Genomic DNA, 16,744 nt, shown 5'->3' on the forward strand with positions numbered 1-16,744 from the left:
GAATGTGAAGGCAAGGTGAGCGCCGGGCAAGACGACGCACGCCCCGGAGGGGGCTCCGGGGCGTTGCGTCCAACGCAGCAGGGTGCCGGGCGGTGCGCCCGGCAGCGGCACTCAGCCCTGGCGGGCCTTCATGCGCGGGTTCTTCTTGTTGATGACATAGACGCGACCATGGCGACGCACGACGCGGCAGTTCTTGTCGCGGGTCTTGGCCGATCGCAGGCTGTTGCGGATGCGCATGGGTGGAAGCCTTGTTCACGAAGGAATTCAAGCGCGGCGCAATAGGGGGCCGCCCCCTTTCCTGTCAAGCCCGTCGGACCCGCGGCGGCACGATCCCGGCGGTGTCCGGGCCTGGATGCCGGCCCTCAGCGGGGGCCGAGCGCGTGCCAGCGCATCAGGCGCAGATGCCCCGCCTGCATCAGCCGCAGCCGCTGCAGCCAGATCTCGGCCTCGGCGACGGTGGCGGCGGCCCGCGCCGGCGCCGGCCGATCCTGCGCAAGCCCGCGCAGCAGGCTCACCCAGCCCTCGATCGCCAGGCGCCGGTGGCGCACCGAGATGTCCTCGACAACGCGCACATCGAAGCCCACCCCGGCCAGCGCCGTGGTCAGCCCGGCAGCCGTGACCAGCCCGGGCGAGCGCCCTTCCGACCGGGCCCACTCGGCCAGCCGGGAATCGGCCGGATCACGCCTTTCCCCCGCCACCAGCTCCACCAGCACCAGTTGGCCGCCCGGGCGCAGCGCCCCGGCAAGGTCCGCCAGCAGCGCCTGCAGGACCACCGGCCGGTCGGGCGTGCCGCGCAAGGCCTCCAGGGTCAGGGCATGATGGAACCCCCGGCGGCGCAAGGCCGGCGCCGCCGGATCCCAGGGCGCCACCTCGGCGCGGCGGGCGATGTCGGCCCCGGCCTGGGACAGCTTGCGGGCGGCGACCCCGACCAGGGCCGGATCGGCCTCGTGGCCGGAAACCCAGGCCCCCAGCGTTCCCGCCAGCACGCGGGCCGGTCCGCCGGCACCCGCGCCGAGCAGCAGCAACGTGGCGGCCCTGGACAGGCCGAGCGGCGCGGCGAGGCGCAGGATCTCGTCTTCGCCCCCGGGCAGGCCGAACCCGTCCCCCCACAACGAATCGGCCACCGCGATGCGCGGCTTCGTCCAGCGTGGCTCCGGCGGATCCGGCGGATCCGGCTCCGCCAACACCGGCACCGGAGCCGGTTCCGGCAGCGACGACAGGGCCATCATCACCGGTGGCGGAGAGAGCCGGCGAAGCCAGGATCGGACTGCAACGAAGGACATCGGACTGGACCGAGGCATCCGGGCTGTGGATTTCCCCTCGCATGGCATCGGGCGGTTGCCAAAGGCTTAACCCCGCGGCGGCCGGGCCGGGTTGACGCCTGCCGGCCCAAGGGCGATGTGCGCGACCGCAACAGGAGCTCCCGACGCGATGGCCCGACCCGCTGCGACGCTGTCCGCCTTCCTGGTGATGGCCTTCCTCATCGTCGGCCTGACCGGCGTGTTCGCCACCTTCGCCGCCCCCCTGCCGCTGCAGCGGGCGATCTCGCGCGAGGCCGCGCTCGACGACGCCCTGGCCGAAGCGGGAGGCGCGGACTACGCGGCGACGCTGGAGCGGTTGCGCCCGCATTTGGCTGACTCCGCCGCCGCCATCGCCCCCGGCCCCGACCTGGACCGCCGCATCCGCGCCGAGCGCGACGCCGCGCGCGCGCGCTTCGCCGCCGAGGCCGAGGCGACCGCCACCCGGCTGCGCTGGCTGATCGGCGTCATCACCGTCACGGCCGCGCTGTTCGGCATCGTCATCACCAATGTGGGGCGTGGCGGCAGATAGTCCCCGCACCTCTTCCGCTCCCCGGTTGCCCCCACCATAACCAGTCATAAGGATGTCCATAAGGATTCCGGGGGGGAACGCCCATGAAGAAGCGCCTGCTGATCACCCGCCTGCTGCCGCCCGCCATCGAGGCGCGCGCCGCCCGCGACTATGACGCCTTGCTCAATCCCGAGGACCGGCCCCGCAGCACCGCCGAGATCCTGCGCCTTGCCGAAGGCTGCGACGCGGTGCTGTGCAGCCCCACCGACAGCTTCGACGCCGACGCCATCGACGCGCTGCCGGCGAGCGTGAAGGTGCTCGGCACCTTCAGCGTCGGCTACGACCATATCGACCTCGACGCCACGCGGGCCCGCGGGCTGGAGGTGGTGAACACACCCGACGTGCTCTCGGTGGCCACCGCGGAACTGGCCTTCCTGCTGATCCTCGCCGCCGCGCGCCGCGCCGGCGAGGGCGAACGCATGGTGCGGGCGGGGCGCTGGAGCGGCTGGGCACCGACGCAGTTGCTCGGCACCCAGGTCTCGGGCAAGCGGCTGGGGATCTTCGGCATGGGCCGCATCGGCCGGGAACTGGCCCGCATGGCGCGGGGCTTCGATCTCGAGGTGCATTACCGCGACCTCACCCGCCTGCCGCCGGAGCTGGAAGGCAACGCCATCTGGCACGGCGACGATGCCGGTTTCCTGGGGGAATGCGATATCCTCTCGCTGAACGCGCCGGGCGGCGCCACCACGCAGCACTGGCTGAACGCCGACCGCATCGCCTTGCTGCCGCCGGGGGCAGTGGTGGTGAACGCCGCCCGCGGCGCCCTGGTGGACGACGGCGCCCTGATCGCGGCGCTGCGCTCGGGCCACGTCGCCAGCGCCGGACTCGACGTCTACGAAGGCGAGCCGGCGCTGAACCCAGGCTACCTGCGGCTGGAGAACGTCGTGCTGCTGCCGCATCTGGGCAGCAACACCACGGAGACCCGCGATGCCATGGGCAACATCGTGCTGGACGGCATCGACGCCGTGCTGCACGGACGCCGGCCGGCCAACCGGGTTACCTGAGCTCCAGCAGCAGGCTCGGCAGCATCCGACCAGGGATCGCCGGCGACGGCGCGAACCCGGTCGGCACCGCCCCCATGCGCCGATAGAACCCGGCGATGCCGCGTTCGGCGAGGATGGTCATGCGGCGCACGCCTTGTGCCCGCAGCCGCGCGACGACGGCGCCGAGCAGCGCCGTGCCCACGCCCCGCGCGGTCGCCGCGGGATCGACGCAGAGCAGCGTCAGTTCGGCAAGGCCGTCCACCGGCGGGCCATGCGCCGCCACCCCGAGCAGGGCCGTCTCCGCGGCCACCAGCACGCGGCCGGCGGCGATCGCCTCGGCGGGGAGGGTGAGTACCGGCACCCACAGCCGCATCAGGTCTTCGCTGACCCCGAGCGAGGCCTTCGCCCGCAGGCAGAGCGTGGTCAGCGCCGCCGATTCCTCCGGGCGGGCGGCGCGGATGGGGGGCGCGATGCCATGGGCCCGGCGCCAGGCAGCCAGGGGCACCACGGTGGGGGCAGCGGCCCCGGCCGCATCGGCACCGGGGATCATGAGGGCCACCGCGGGCGCTTCACCCGTCCTGCTGCACTGCGCATCCTTTGCCTCCCTGGTTTTTCTTGTCTTTCGCGGATGAGCGGGCGGCAAGCATGCAGAACTTCGCGCCGGGATGGCAAGTCCGCACTGCGGAGGCAGGTCGTCGATCACGCCGGCAATCTAAAGTCGTTGCAATCTGCCGGCGTGATCCATTCAGGGTTGTGATGCCTCAGAAGACCTGTTCGCCGTGCAGCGTCAGATCCAGGCCCTCGCGCTCCTCCTCGCGCGTCACCCGCAATCCCACCAGCCGTTCGGTCACGACCAGCAGCAGCCAGCTCGCCGCGCCGCTGAACAGGATGGTCACACCCACCGCCAGCGCCTGCACGCCCAGCAACGACACGCCGCCGACATAGAGCCCTTCCGGATGCTCCGCCGTGGCGGTGAGGGCGCCGCAGGCGAACCAGCCGGTCGCCAGCATGCCGATGATGCCGGCCACCCCGTGCACGCCGAACACGTCCAGGCTGTCATCGTAGCCGAGCCGCTGCTTCAGTTCCGTGGCCGCCCAGAAGCATACCGCCCCGGCCACCAGCCCGAGCCCCAGCGCCGGGCCGGGCAGCACGAAGCCGGCCGCCGGGGTGACCGCCACCAGCCCCGCCACCGCACCGGAAATCGCCCCCAGCACCGACGGCTTGCCGCGCAGCAACCACTCGGCGAAGCTCCAGGAGAGGGTGGCGCCGGCCGCCGCGAGCTGGGTCGCCAGCACCGCCATGGCGGCGCGCCCGCCCGCCGCCAGTGCGCCGCCGGCGTTGAAGCCGAACCAGCCCACCCACAGCAGCGACGCCCCCACCACCGCCAGCGCCAGGTTCCACGGCGCCATGTTCTCCTGCCGGTAGCCGAGCCGCCGTCCCATCACCAGCGCGCAGACGAGGCCGGTGACGCCCGCGTTCACTTCCACCACCGTGCCGCCGGCGAAATCGGCCACCCCCATCACCGCGAGCCAGCCATTCGGCGCCCAGACCCAATGCGCCAGCGGCGCATAGACCAGCAGCGACCACAGCGAGAGGAACACCAGCATCGCCGAGAACTTCATGCGGTCGGCGAAGGCACCGGTCACCACCGCCGGCGTGATGATGGCGAAGGCCATCTGGAACAGCAGGAAGACACTTTCGGGAATGGTGGTCGGCACCGCGTACTCGGTCCCCGCCCCCAGCGTGAACGGCTTGTCCCAGGTCTCGGCGATGCCGTGCAGCATCAGCCGGGAGGTATCGCCGATCCACGCATCGCCGGTGCCGAAGGCCAGCGAGTAGCCGGCCACCATCCACAGCACCGTGCCCACGGCGCACAGGCTGAAGGACTGCATCATCGTCGCCAGCACGTTCTTCTTGCGCACCATGCCGGCATAGAACAGGGCGAGCCCGGGAATGGTCATCAGCATCACCAGGGCGGTGCACAGCAGCATCCAGGCGACGTCGCCGGGCTCGATCCGGGCGGCTGCCTCGGCGGCGGAGGCAGGCAAGGCAAAGGTCGTGATCGCCGCAAGCAGCGGCAGCACGCGAAGAGGTCGCGGCATGGTGTCTGGCATTCCTCGAAGTGATGCGGCGGGCGTCCGGCCGGCGGCCCGGCCCGGCCCGGGGCGCCGGCGCCACAGCGAGAAGCATGCCACGCTGCCGGCGCCGCTTCCGCGTGACCTGCCGAAAAATCAGGCAGTCCTCCCTGGCACGCGGTGAAGCAATTGCACCTGGAATGATCCATCCGGCCGTCGCACCGCCTGCCCAAATGGCAGGCACACCCGCGTCTCCCGCGCTGGACAGCTCCCCCTGCCCCCGCGCAGTGTCGTGCCCATAACGACCAAGAGGGACCGGCATGCTGTTCGACTTCGCGACGCTCGCACCGCAGGATCGCTACAAGCTGCTGACCTCGACGGTGGTGCCGCGACCGATCGCCTGGGTGGTCACGCAGGACCGGCAAGGCCGGCTGAACGCCGCCCCGTTCTCCTTCTTCAATGTCTTCAGCCAGGACCCGGCGCTGGTGGTCCTGGGCATCGGCGGCCGCGCGGCGGGCAAGGCCAAGGACAGCGGCGCGAACATCCGCCAGACCGGCGAATTCGTGGTCAACCTGGTTAGCCACGCCAACCTCGCGCAGATGAACGTGACCGCGATCGACTTCCCCCCCGAGGTGGACGAGATCGCCGAGGCCGGCCTGACCACCCTGCCGAGCACCAGGGTGGCACCGCCCCGCATCGCCGAAAGCCCGGTCGCTCTGGAATGCCGCCGCTTCATGGTGTTCGACCTCGACGAGGGGCGCGGCCTGGTGGTCGGCGAGGTGCTGGCCATGCATATCCGCGACGATTGCATGAGCGATCCCGCCCGCCTGCACGTCGATACGCCGAAGCTGGACCTGGTCGGCCGCATGCACGGCGGCGGCTGGTACGTCCGCACCACCGACCTCGAGGAGGTCCCGCGCATCAGCCTCGCCGACTGGCAGCGCCGGACGTGACCGGCCCGTGACTGCCCGCCTGCTGCGCCCACTCGGCGAGCCGGCCATCGCCTTACTCTGGCTGGCGCTGGCGACCTCGGCGATCGGCGACCAGCTCTTTGTCGTGGTGCTGAGCTGGGTGGCTGCCGAGACCCTTGGCACCGCCGCGGGCTACCTCGCGGTGCTGCAGGCGAGCGTGCTGGTCGCGGTCACCCTGGCCGGCGGTGGCTGGGCCGACCGGCGCCGGCAACCGGCGCTGATGATCGGCGCCGACCTCGCCCGCGCCGCCACGCTGCTGCTGCTGGTGGCCGCCTGGCTCAACCTGGGCCGCCCGCCCGCCTGGAGCCTGCTGCTGGCCGTGCTGGTGCTCGCGGCGGGGCTCGCGCTGTTCCGCCCGGCGCTGCAGTCCAGCCTGCCGGCGCTGGTGCGCGACGCGACGTTGCTGCCGGCCACCAATGCGCTGCTCGACACCACCGAGCGCATCGCCCGCCTGCTCGGACCGGGTCTGGTCGGGCTGGCCGGCGCGCTGCTGTCACTGGCCGATCTGGTCAGCATCGACGCCGCCACCTTCCTGCTCTCGGCCGCCGCGATCGCCGCCATCACCCGCCTGCGGCCGGTGCCCTTCGTGCCACCACCGCCCGAGACCACCCTGGCCAGCCTGATCCGCGGCTTCCGGGTGGTGCGGCGCCACCGCCTGCTGTGGTCGGCGCTGACCCTCACCGGCATCGTCAACGGCAGTTGGTACGCGGCCTATTTCCTGGGCGTGCCACTGATGATCGGCGCGGCCGGCGTGACCGGCCCGGGCGGCAGCGGCATCGCCGCCTACGGGCTGGTGATCTCCGCCTATGGCAGCACCAACCTGCTGGGCACGCTGGTGATCGGCAACCGGCCGATGCCACGCCATCCCGAACGGCTGGTCTTCGGCGGCATCTGCCTGGGCGGCGTCGGGGTGACGCTGCTCGGCCTTGGCGGGCTATGGCTGACGCCGTCCTGGCTGCTGCCGGCCTTCTGCCTCGCCGCCGCCATCGGCGCGGCGGGCGGGCCGATGCAGGACATCATGGTGGCCACCCTGCGCCAGACCGAACTGCCGCGCGCCGACATCGCCGCCGCGGTGCGCGCCTTCATCCTGGCCAACAATCTCGGCCTGCTGGCGGCACTCGCCGTGGCGCCGGCCCTGTTCGACGCGCTCGGCCGCGCGCCCGCCGTCCTGCTGTTCGGCATCCTCTATGCCGCGGCCGGTATCACCGGATGGCTGCGGTTCACACGCCGGCCGGACGGGCCTGCAGATCGAGCGTGATGCCAAGCTCGGTCGCCAACCATCCCGTCAGCACCAGCAATTCCAGCCGGTAGCGCTCGGCGCGCGGGAAGGTGAGGAAATGGCCGACATAGGTCACGTCCTCCGCCCGTGGCAGCGGCCGCACCAGCCGGCCGCTGGCGAGTTCGCGTTCGGCCAGACGGGTTGATTCCAACGCCACCCCGAGCCCGTCGGCGGCGGCGCTGATGGAGAGGAAGCTGCGGTCGAAGCGCGGCCCGCGCGGCTCCGGCGCCGCCAGCCCGTTGGCGGCAAACCAGGCGGACCAGCGAACCTGCTTGTTGTCGCTCTCGATCAGCGTCTGCGCGAACAGGTCGCGCGGCTCGTGGATGCGTCCGGCCAGGGCGGGCGCGCAAAGCGGCGTCACCACTTCCTCGCCCAGCGGCAGCACGACGATGCGCGGATGCCGGCTGCGGGCATATTGCTCGGCCCAGGCGGTGCCATAGACGATGTCCACGTCGAACTCGTCATTGAGGAAACGCGAGTAGCTGACGCTCGCGGCGATGCGCAGATCGAGCCCCTCGGTGTCGGCGAGCAGCCGCGGCAGGCGCGGCACCAGCCATTGCGCGGCGAAGCTCGGGGCGCTGTGCAGGCGCAGCAACATGCGGTTGCGGCCGGACACCGCGGCGATGCCACGCTTGAGTTCGTCGAAGCCCTGGCGGACATGACGCAGCAGCGCCTCGCCCTGGCCGGTCAGTGCGATCTGCCGGCCTTCGCGGAAGAACAGCGTCGTTTTCAGCGACGCCTCCAGGCCACGGATGGCGTGGCTGACCGCGCTCGGGGTGACGCCGAGCGCATCGGCGGCGGCGCGGAAGGAACCGGTGCGCGCGGCGGCCTCGAAGGCCCGCAGGGCAGTGAGCGGGAGATGCTGCATGAGGCCGCGAAGGATGAACCAGATTCACCTCACGGTGCAAATTTCGCGTTTGTGCATCCTCCCCCTGCACACCCAACAATGTCGCGAACCACAGGTTCAGGAGGAAACAATGTTACTGACGGACCGGGTTGCGGTGATTTCAGGAGCCGCGAGTCCGCGTGGCATCGGTCGTGCCACCGCCCGTCTGTTCGCCGAGCACGGCGCCCGCGTGGTGATCCTTGACCTCGACGAGGCCGCCTCCCGCACGGCGGCCGAGGAACTCGGCGCCGGCCATCTCGGCTTCGCCTGCGACGTGAGCAATCCCGAAAGCTGCCGCCAGGCCGCCGCGCGCGTGCTGGAAGCCACCGGCAAGGTGGATGTGCTGATCAACAACGCCGGCATCAGCCAGCCGGTGAAGTTCCAGGAGATCAGCCCGTCCGACTGGCAGCGCATCATGGCGGTCAATCTCGACGGCGTGCTGTATCTGAGCCAGGCCTTCGTGCCGCACATGCGGGCCCGGCGCCAGGGCTCGATCGCCTGCATGTCTTCGGTGTCGGCGCAGCGTGGCGGCGGCATTTTCGGCGGGCCGCACTACTCCGCCGCGAAGGCGGGCGTGCTGGGGCTGGCCAAGGCAATGGCGCGCGAGCTTGGCCCCGACAATATCCGGGTGAACTGCGTCACCCCGGGGCTGATCCAGACCGACATCACCGGCGGCAAGCTGACCCCGGAGATGAAAGCCAGCATCCTGACGGGGATTCCGCTCGCCCGCCTCGGCGAGGCCCGCGACGTGGCCGGGGTGTATCTGTTCCTCGCCAGCGATCTCTCCGCCTATGTCACCGGTGCCGTGATCGACGTGAACGGCGGCATGCTTATTCACTGACGCGATCCCGCGCGGCGCAGTGCGTCGCACGTCCAGGGAGATAAGAATTTGCCATCCGAATTGTTACGGCCGAACCAACCCGGCCTGGATGAGCGCGCCTGGCGCATCCGCCGCAACGCGCTGCGCATGGGCGAAGTCCAGGGCCAGGGCTACATCGCCCAGGCGCTGGGCATCGCCGACGTGCTGGCGGTCGCCTATTTCCACGCCCTGACCTATCGTCCGGAAGACCCGCACTGGGAAGGCCGCGACCGCTTCCTGCTTTCGATCGGCCACTACGCCATCGCCCTCTACGCCGCGCTGATTGAAGCAGGAATCATTCCCGAATCTGAACTTGAGACCTATGGCGTTGATGACAGCCGCCTGCCGATGTCGGGCATGGCGAGCTACACGCCGGGCATGGAAATCAGCGGCGGCTCGCTCGGCCAGGGCCTGGGCATCGCCGTCGGCATGGGCCTCGGCCTCAAGCGCAAGAAGTCCGGCGCCTTCGTCTACAACCTGATGTCGGACGGCGAACTGGGCGAGGGCGCGACCTGGGAAGCGGCAATGTCGGCCGCGCACTGGAAGCTCGATAACCTGATCTGCCTGGTGGATTTCAACAACCAGCAGGCCGACGGACCCTCAACTCAGATGCTGTGCAGCGAGCCGTTGCAGCCGAAATGGGAAGCCTTCGGCTGGCACGCGCAACGCGTCGACGGCAACGACATCAAAGCCCTGGTCGCCGCCTTCGACACGGCGCGCACCCTCGCCGAGCCACGGCCCCGCGTGATCATCTGCGACACCCGCATGGCCATGGGCGTGCCCTTCCTGCAGGCCCGCGAGCGTAACCACTTCCTGCGGGTCGAGGCCGATGAATGGCAACAGGCCCTCGCCGTCCTGTCGGAAGGGAGGCACGCATGAGCGCCGTGAAACCTCGTCTCACCACATCGGCCATGATCGCCTCGATCGCGGCCGAGGGACAGAAGACGCAAGCGGCACCGTTCGGTCATGCGCTCTCGGCGCTGGCGGAAACCCGGCCGGACATCGTCGGCATGACCGCCGACCTGGGCAAATACACCGACCTGCACATCTTTGCCCGCGCCCATCCGGACCGCTTCTATCAAATGGGCATGGCCGAGCAGTTGCTGTTCGGCGCCGCTGCCGGCATGGCACGCGAGGGATTCACCCCCTTCGCCACCACCTACGCCGTGTTCGCCGCACGCCGTGCCTATGACTTCATCTGCCTCGGCATCAGCGAGGAAAAGCTGAACGTCAAGGTGGTCTGCGCCCTGCCCGGCCTGACCACCGGCTACGGCCCGAGCCACCAGGCCACCGAGGACATCGCCATCTTCCGCGGCATGCCCGGCATCGTCGTGGTCGATCCCTGCGATGCGCTCGATATTTCGCAGGCGGTTCCGGCGATCGCCGCGCATGACGGGCCGGTCTACATGCGCCTGCTGCGCGGCAACGTGCCGCTGGTGCTGGACGAGTACGACTACCGGTTCGAACTCGGCAAGGCGGCGCTGCTGCGCGACGGACCGGATGCGCTGATCATCGCTTCCGGGCTGATGACGATGCGCGCGCTGGAAACCGCCGAGGCCCTGCGCAAGGACCGCATCGACGTGGCGGTCATGCACGTGCCCACGATCAAGCCGCTCGACGAGGCAGCCATCAACGCCGCCGCCGCGCGCACCGGCCGCCCGGTGATCGTGGCCGAGAACCACAGCCGGATCGGCGGGCTTGGCGAGGCGGTGGCGGGCAGCCTGCTGCGCGCGGGGCTGGCGCCACGCTTCCGCCAGATCGCCCTGCCGGACGCGTTCCTCGACGCCGGCGCGCTGCCGACGTTGCACGATCGCTACGGTATCTCGACAGAGGCGATGGTGCAGACCATTCGCGGCTGGCTGTGACCGGCGCGCCGCGCACGGTCGGCTTCGTCGGGCTTGGCGCCATGGGACTTCCCATGGCGCAGGCCCTGCTGGCCGGTGGCTTCACCGTGCATGGCTGGGACTTGCGCGCCGACTCGCGCGAAGCCCTGGCCGCTTCCGGCGGCCTGCCCGCTGAATCCGCCGCCGCGGCAGCGACGGGCGCCGACGCGCTGGTGCTGATGGTGGTCAACGCCGCTCAGGCCGAAACCGTCCTGTTCGACGAGGGCGCCCTGGCGGCGCTGCCGCCGCAGGGTATCGTGGTGCTGATGGCGACCTGCCCGCCCGCCGCCGTCGTCGCCATCGCCGAACGGGTGCAGGCAAGCGGCCGTGGCTTCGTCGATGCACCGGTTTCCGGCGGCGTCGCCGGGGCACGCGCGGCGAAGCTGACCATCATGGCGGCCGGTTCCGATGACAGCGTCGCGGCGGTGCGCCCGCTGTTCGCCGCCCTTGGCGACCGGATCTTCCATGTCGGCCCGACCCCGGGCCAGGGCGCGACGGTGAAGACCGCCAACCAGTTGCTCTGCGGCGTGCACATCGCGGTCGCCGCCGAGGCCTTCGCACTGGCCGAGAAAATCGGGGTCGATCGCGGATTGCTGCTGGAGGTGATGAGCGGCTCCTCCGCGGCAAGCTGGATGCTGCGCGATCGCGGGCCGCGCATGCTGCAGGAGGCGCCGGAGGTCACCAGCGCCATCGACATCTTCGTCAAGGATCTCGGCATCGTGCTGCAGGCCGGGCGCGATGCCAGGGCGGCGCTGCCGCTGACGGCGGCGGCGCACCAGTTGTTCCTGGCCAGTTCCGGCCGGGGCGACGGCACGGCGGACGACAGCCAGGTGATCCGGAGTTATCGCGTCCTGAATGGAACCTGACTCGCCCCCCGCCGGCCCAATCGGGTAACAACACGGATAACAAGACGGGAGTGAAATCATGACCAATAATCAAATGAATTTGGGAACATTCCGCCACGGACCAACCCGTCGCGGCCTGATCGCCGCCGGCACCGCCCTGCCGCTGGTCGGCATCCTGACCCGTCGCGCCGCCGCCGCCGAGTTCACCTACAAGTTCGCTACCGGCCAGGACCCCACCCATCCCTGCAACATCCGCGCGGCCGAAGCGCTCGACCGCATCCGCGAGGCCAGCAGCGGACGGCTGGACATCAAGCTGTTCCCGGCCAACCAGCTTGGCTCGGACACCGACCTGCTCTCGCAGGTGCGCAGCGGCGGCGTGGAATTCTTCAATCTCGCCACCTCGATCCTGGCGACCCTGGTGCCGGTGAGCGGCATCGTCAACACCGGCTTCGCCTTCCATGACTACGACACGGTGTGGCGGGCCATGGATGGCGCGCTCGGCCAGCACATCCGCGCGCAGATCAACAAGGTCGGGCTGGTGTCCGTCTGCAAGATCACCGACAACGGCTTCCGCCAGATCACCACCTCGACCGGCCCGATCAACACCCCGGCCGATCTCGCCGGCTTCAAGCTGCGGGTGCCGCCCGCACCGATGCTGACCTCGTTGTTCAAGGCGCTCGGGGCCGGGCCGGCGCCGATCAATTTCAATGAAGTTTATTCCTCCTTGCAGACCAAGGTGGTCTCGGGCCAGGAGAACCCGCTGGCGATCATCGCCACCACCCGCCTCTATGAAGTGCAGAAATACTGTAGCCTGACCGGGCATGTCTGGGATGGCTACTGCATCCTCGGCAACCGCCGCGCCTGGCAACGCCTGCCCGAGGACCTGCGCGCCCTGGTCACCCGCGAGCTGGACCGTTCCGTCATGGACCAGCGCGCCGACATCGCCCGGCTCAGCGTGTCGCTGCGCCAGGATCTGGCCACCAAGGGGCTGGTCTTCAACGAGGTGAACCAGGCCCCGTTCCGGGCGGCACTGGCCGGAACCAGCTTCTACGCCGACTGGAAGGCAAAATATGGCCCCGAAGCCTGGGAGCTGCTTGAGCAGGCCACCGGCAAATTGGGGTAAGCGGCATGTCGGTTCATGACGCTCATGCCATGGAACGGCAACAGCCGCTGCTCAACGCAGCGCAATGGGTGGCCCCGGTGGAGGCCGCCCTCGCCCGCCTCGTCGAGATCCCGGCCGCCCTGCTGGTGGTGGCCGAGATCGTGGTCCTGCTGGCCGGGGTGATCTGGCGCTACGTGCTGCATTCGCCGCTGATCTGGTCGGACGAACTGGCGAGCACGCTGTTCCTGTGGCTCGCCATGCTCGGCTCGGTGGTGGCGCTGCAGCGCAACGAGCACATGCGCATGACCGCGCTGGTGGGCAAGGCGTCGCCGCAAACGCGCGCCTTCCTCGAAGTGGTCGCGGTCGCGGTGCCGGTGCTGTTCCTGTCCCTGATGGTGATGCCGGGCGTGGAATTCGCCATCGAGGAGGACTTCATCACCACGCCGGCGCTGGACATCTCCGGCGCCTGGCACGCCGCCGCCTTCCCGGTCGGCTCGGTGCTGATGCTGGTGGTGGCGCTGCTGCGCCTCGCCCGCACCGGCGGATGGCAGGCGCTGGCGGGCGGGATCGGGCTGGTGGCCGGCATCGCCGCGATCTTCGTCGCCGCCGCGCCGGTGCTGCACGAGCTTGGCAACATCAACCTGTTGATCTTCTTCGTGCTGCTGGTCGGGACCATGGTCCTGGCCGGCGTGCCGATCGCCTTCGCCTTCGGCATCGCCACGCTCGGCTATATCGGCCTGACCACCAACGTGCCCGACATCGTGCTGGTCGGGCGCATGAACGAGGGCATGGCGCATCTGATCCTGCTCGCCGTGCCGCTGTTCGTCGTGCTCGGCCTGCTGATGGAGATGACCGGCATCGCCCGCACCATGGTGGCGTTCCTGGTCAGCCTGCTCGGCCATGTGCGGGGCGGGCTCTATTACGTGCTGGTCGGCGCCATGTACCTGGTCTCGGGCATCTCCGGCTCGAAGGCAGCGGACATGGCCGCGATCGCGCCGGTGCTGTTCCCGGAAATGCAAAAGCGTGGCGAGCCAGAGGGCGAATTGCTGGCCCTGCTCTCGGCCACCGGCGCGCAGACCGAGACGATCCCGCCCAGCCTGGTGCTGATCACCATCGGCTCGGTGACCGGCGTCTCGATCGCCGCCCTGTTCACCGGCGGCCTGCTGCCGGGGCTGGTGCTCGGTCTGGTGCTCTGCCTGGTCGTGCGCTGGCGCCTGCGCGGCAAGGTGACACCGGGCACGGGACTGCGTGCGTCCTGGGGCACGGTGGGAAAGTGCTTCGTGATCGCCCTTCCCGGCCTCGCCTTGCCCTTCGTCATCCGCTGGGCGGTGATCAGCGGCGCCACCACGGCGACCGAGGTCTCCACCATCGGCATCGCCTATGCCGTCATCGTCGGCGTGCTGGTCTATCGCAGCTTCGACCTGAAACGGCTGATGCCGATGCTGGTGGAAACGGCATCGCTCTCCGGCGCCATCCTGCTCATCATCGGGGCCGCCACGGCGATGTCCTGGGCCCTGACCCAGTCGGGCTTCTCGCAGTCCCTGGCAGCGGCGATGGCAGCCTTGCCGGGTGGGCAGGCCACCTTCCTCGCGGTGTCCATCCTGGCCTTCATCGTGCTGGGCAGCGTGCTGGAAGGCATTCCCGCCATCGTGCTGTTCGGGCCGCTGCTGTTCCCGATCGCGCGCCAGATGGGGGTGCACGAGGTGCACTACGCCATGGTGGTGATCCTCTCGATGGGCGTGGGCCTGTTCGCACCGCCCTTCGGCGTGGGCTACTACTCCGCCTGCGCCGTCAGCCGCATCCATCCGGATGCCGGGCTGAAGCCGATCCTGCCCTACCTGCTGGCCTTGATCATCGGCGTCGCGGTGATCGCCGCGATCCCCTGGATATCGATCGGCTTCCTCTGATCAGCGCGGGGCGGTTCCGGCCGTCCCGCCTCTCTCCCCCGCTTTTCCTCGTTGCCTGCCATCAGCGGCCCGCGACCGGGCCGTCGTGGAGAGTATTGTCATGTCCTCCCCTGCCCCGCAGAAGCTGGCACACGCCATCCGCTTCCTTGCCCTGGACGCGATCGAGCACGCCGGCGACGGCCATCCCGGCGCCCCGCTCGGCTGCGCCGAAATCACCACGGCGCTGTTCACGCGTCACCTGAAATTCCATGCCGCCGACCCGATGTGGTTCGACCGCGACCGCTTCGTGCTGTCGAACGGCCACGGCTCCATGCTGATCTACGCCTTGCTGCACCTGACCGGGTACGAACACATCAGCCTCGACCAGATCCGCACCTTCCGCCGCCTTGGCTCACATTGCGCCGGCCATCCCGAATACGATCCCGCCAGCGGCATCGAAGTCACCACCGGGCCACTCGGCCAGGGCATCGCCAATGCCGCCGGCATGGCGGTCGCCGAGGCGTTCCTGCGCAACTGGCTCGGCGAGGACATGGTCAACCATCGCACCTACGCGCTGGTGGGGGATGGCTGCCTGCAGGAAGGCGTCGGCCAGGAGATCATCGCGCTCGCCGGGCATCTGCGGCTTGGTCATCTCACCTTCCTCTGGGACGACAACCGCATGACCGACGATGGTGGCATCACCATCGCCCAGAGCGAGGACATGTGCGCGCGCTTCCGCATCGCCGGCTGGCACGTGCAGGACGTGGACGGGCACGATGTCGCCGCGGTCGACGCGGCGCTGAGTCTGGCGGCGCTGGATCCACGCCCCTCGATGATTGCCTGCCGCACCATGATCGGCCGTGGCCTACCACGGCTACAGGGCCAGCGCGGCGCCCATGGCGGCCGCGTCTTCGCCGAAGACCTGATCGCAGCGCGTGAATCCCTGGACTGGCCATACCCGGCCTTCACCATCCCCGATGACGTTCTTTCGGTCTGGCGTGCCGCCGGGCGCCGCGGCCTGCCCGCCTACGAAGCCTGGCATGCCCGCCTCGCGGCCCTGTCGCCGGAGCGCCGTCGCCTGCTCGATCGCCTGCGCGAAGGCCGGCTGCCGGAAGGCTGGGAGAAACCGCTACGGAACTGGCGGCGGGACATCGCGCCTGCCAAGGCCCAGGGCGGCATCAACAGTTCCGCCGACATCGTCGAAATACTGGCAACGACGATTCCCGAACTGGTTTCCGGCGCGCCCGACCTGGAAGGGCCGACGCAGCACAAGCGACACCTGACATCCTTCAGCGCCACCGACCAGGGCGGCCGCTACGTGCATTACGGTGTGCGCGAGCATGCCATGGGCTCGATGGTAAACGGCATGGCCGCACATGGCGGGGTGGTGCCGCTTGGCGTGACCTATCTGGCGTTCTCGGATTACGAGCGGCCGGCGCTGCGCATGGCAGCGCTGATGGGGCTGCCCTCGCTGTTCGTGTTCTCGCACGATTCCATCGGCATCGGCCGCAACGGCCCGACCCACCAGCCGGTCGAGATCGTGGCCTCGCTGCGGGCCATGCCCAACATGCTGGTCTTCCGCCCGGCCGATGCGGTGGAAGCCGCCGAATGCTGGGAAGCGGCCCTGTCCAACCGCTCCGGTCCCTCGACGCTGGTGTTCTCCCGCCAGGTGCTGCCGCCGGTGCGCGAGGATGGCACCGGCGAAAATCGCGCCGCCCGCGGCGCCTATGTGCTGGCCGAAGCCAGTTCCAGGCGCCGCGCCACCATCCTCGCCACCGGATCGGAAGTCGCCCTCGCCTTGGCCGCCCGCCAGATGCTGGAAGCGGAGGGCATCCCCACCGCCGTTGTCTCCATGCCCTGCTGGGAACTGTTCGAACGGCAGGAGCCCGCCTATCGTGACCAGGTGATCGACCGCACCACCGTGCGGGTCGCGGTGGAGGCAGCGGTGCGCCAAGGCTGGGAACGCTGGATCGGCGAGGATGGCGGCTTCGTCGGCATGAGCAGCTTCGGTGCCTCCGGACCCGAGGCAGACCTCTTCGCCCATTTCGGCATCACCCCGGAACGGGTCGCCGGCGAAGTGCGTCGCCGCCTGTAACATTCCACTCC

16 protein-coding genes are annotated in these 16,744 nt (G+C 70.0%); 11 read left to right on the top strand and 5 right to left on the bottom strand.

The window, feature by feature from the left end; translation table 11 throughout:
- Positions 1 to 111: 111 nt before the first annotated feature.
- Both ykgO and NBY65_RS27840 read right to left on the bottom strand, forming a co-directional pair.
- Positions 112 to 237 (bottom strand): type B 50S ribosomal protein L36, encoded by a 126-nt coding sequence (gene ykgO / locus NBY65_RS27835; RefSeq protein ID WP_150038842.1) that lies wholly within the window; start codon positions 235 to 237, stop codon positions 112 to 114.
- A gap of 125 nt (positions 238 to 362) precedes the next feature.
- A complete protein-coding gene (locus NBY65_RS27840) occupies positions 363 to 1,283 on the bottom strand; it encodes a hypothetical protein (RefSeq protein ID WP_150038843.1) in 921 nt (306 codons plus the stop codon).
- A gap of 148 nt (positions 1,284 to 1,431) precedes the next feature.
- On the opposite strand from NBY65_RS27840, the gene NBY65_RS27845 reads away from it, so the two are divergent.
- Positions 1,432 to 1,830 (top strand): hypothetical protein, encoded by a 399-nt coding sequence (locus tag NBY65_RS27845; RefSeq protein ID WP_150038844.1) that lies wholly within the window; start codon positions 1,432 to 1,434, stop codon positions 1,828 to 1,830.
- Positions 1,831 to 1,913: 83 nt separating this feature from the next.
- The gene (locus NBY65_RS27850; protein WP_150038845.1) at positions 1,914 to 2,873 is read left to right on the top strand and encodes a 2-hydroxyacid dehydrogenase; all 960 of its coding nucleotides are present in this window, start codon (positions 1,914 to 1,916) and stop codon (positions 2,871 to 2,873) included.
- Here the strand turns inward: NBY65_RS27850 and NBY65_RS27855 are convergent.
- Both NBY65_RS27855 and NBY65_RS27860 read right to left on the bottom strand, forming a co-directional pair.
- Positions 2,866 to 3,402: a GNAT family N-acetyltransferase gene (locus NBY65_RS27855; RefSeq protein WP_203330346.1), complete on the bottom strand. Its 537-nt coding sequence runs from the start codon at positions 3,400 to 3,402 to the stop codon at positions 2,866 to 2,868. The genes NBY65_RS27850 and NBY65_RS27855 overlap by 8 nt on opposite strands.
- A gap of 211 nt (positions 3,403 to 3,613) precedes the next feature.
- A complete protein-coding gene (locus NBY65_RS27860) occupies positions 3,614 to 4,954 on the bottom strand; it encodes an ammonium transporter (protein ID WP_239002633.1) in 1,341 nt (446 codons plus the stop codon).
- A 293-nt stretch (positions 4,955 to 5,247) separates the two neighbouring features.
- On the opposite strand from NBY65_RS27860, the gene NBY65_RS27865 reads away from it, so the two are divergent.
- Positions 5,248 to 5,880, top strand: a complete 633-nt coding sequence (locus NBY65_RS27865; RefSeq protein ID WP_150038847.1) for a flavin reductase family protein — start codon at positions 5,248 to 5,250, stop codon at positions 5,878 to 5,880.
- Positions 5,881 to 5,887: 7 nt separating this feature from the next.
- Positions 5,888 to 7,156: an MFS transporter gene (locus tag NBY65_RS27870; protein WP_150038848.1), complete on the top strand. Its 1,269-nt coding sequence runs from the start codon at positions 5,888 to 5,890 to the stop codon at positions 7,154 to 7,156.
- Here NBY65_RS27870 and NBY65_RS27875 read toward each other — a convergent pair.
- Complete coding sequence (locus NBY65_RS27875; RefSeq protein ID WP_150038849.1) at positions 7,119 to 8,045, bottom strand: LysR family transcriptional regulator; 927 nt, start codon at positions 8,043 to 8,045, stop codon at positions 7,119 to 7,121. The genes NBY65_RS27870 and NBY65_RS27875 overlap by 38 nt on opposite strands.
- 109 nt (positions 8,046 to 8,154) lie before the next feature.
- Here NBY65_RS27875 and NBY65_RS27880 point away from each other — a divergent pair, with 109 nt between their 5' ends.
- The 7 genes from NBY65_RS27880 (at position 8,155) to NBY65_RS27910 (ending at position 16,733) form a co-directional block, all read left to right on the top strand.
- A complete protein-coding gene (locus NBY65_RS27880; protein WP_150038850.1) occupies positions 8,155 to 8,904 on the top strand; it encodes an SDR family NAD(P)-dependent oxidoreductase in 750 nt (249 codons plus the stop codon).
- Between the two features lie 48 nt (positions 8,905 to 8,952).
- Positions 8,953 to 9,801: a transketolase gene (locus NBY65_RS27885; RefSeq protein WP_239002634.1), complete on the top strand. Its 849-nt coding sequence runs from the start codon at positions 8,953 to 8,955 to the stop codon at positions 9,799 to 9,801.
- Positions 9,798 to 10,787: a transketolase family protein gene (locus NBY65_RS27890; protein ID WP_150038851.1), complete on the top strand. Its 990-nt coding sequence runs from the start codon at positions 9,798 to 9,800 to the stop codon at positions 10,785 to 10,787. Before NBY65_RS27885 ends, NBY65_RS27890 begins: the two co-directional genes overlap by 4 nt.
- The gene (locus tag NBY65_RS27895) at positions 10,784 to 11,671 is read left to right on the top strand and encodes an NAD(P)-dependent oxidoreductase (RefSeq protein WP_239002635.1); all 888 of its coding nucleotides are present in this window, start codon (positions 10,784 to 10,786) and stop codon (positions 11,669 to 11,671) included. Before NBY65_RS27890 ends, NBY65_RS27895 begins: the two co-directional genes overlap by 4 nt.
- Before the next feature lie 58 nt (positions 11,672 to 11,729).
- Positions 11,730 to 12,773, top strand: a complete 1,044-nt coding sequence (locus NBY65_RS27900; RefSeq protein ID WP_239002636.1) for a TRAP transporter substrate-binding protein — start codon at positions 11,730 to 11,732, stop codon at positions 12,771 to 12,773.
- A gap of 5 nt (positions 12,774 to 12,778) precedes the next feature.
- On the top strand, positions 12,779 to 14,659 hold the full coding sequence (locus tag NBY65_RS27905; RefSeq protein WP_162530364.1) for a TRAP transporter large permease: 1,881 nt from the start codon (positions 12,779 to 12,781) through the stop codon (positions 14,657 to 14,659).
- 100 nt (positions 14,660 to 14,759) lie between these two features.
- Positions 14,760 to 16,733: a transketolase family protein gene (locus NBY65_RS27910; protein WP_150038852.1), complete on the top strand. Its 1,974-nt coding sequence runs from the start codon at positions 14,760 to 14,762 to the stop codon at positions 16,731 to 16,733.
- The last annotated feature ends 11 nt before the right edge of the window (positions 16,734 to 16,744 follow it).

Source organism: Rhodovastum atsumiense (assembly GCF_937425535.1).
Taxonomy (GTDB): domain Bacteria; phylum Pseudomonadota; class Alphaproteobacteria; order Acetobacterales; family Acetobacteraceae; genus Rhodovastum; species Rhodovastum atsumiense.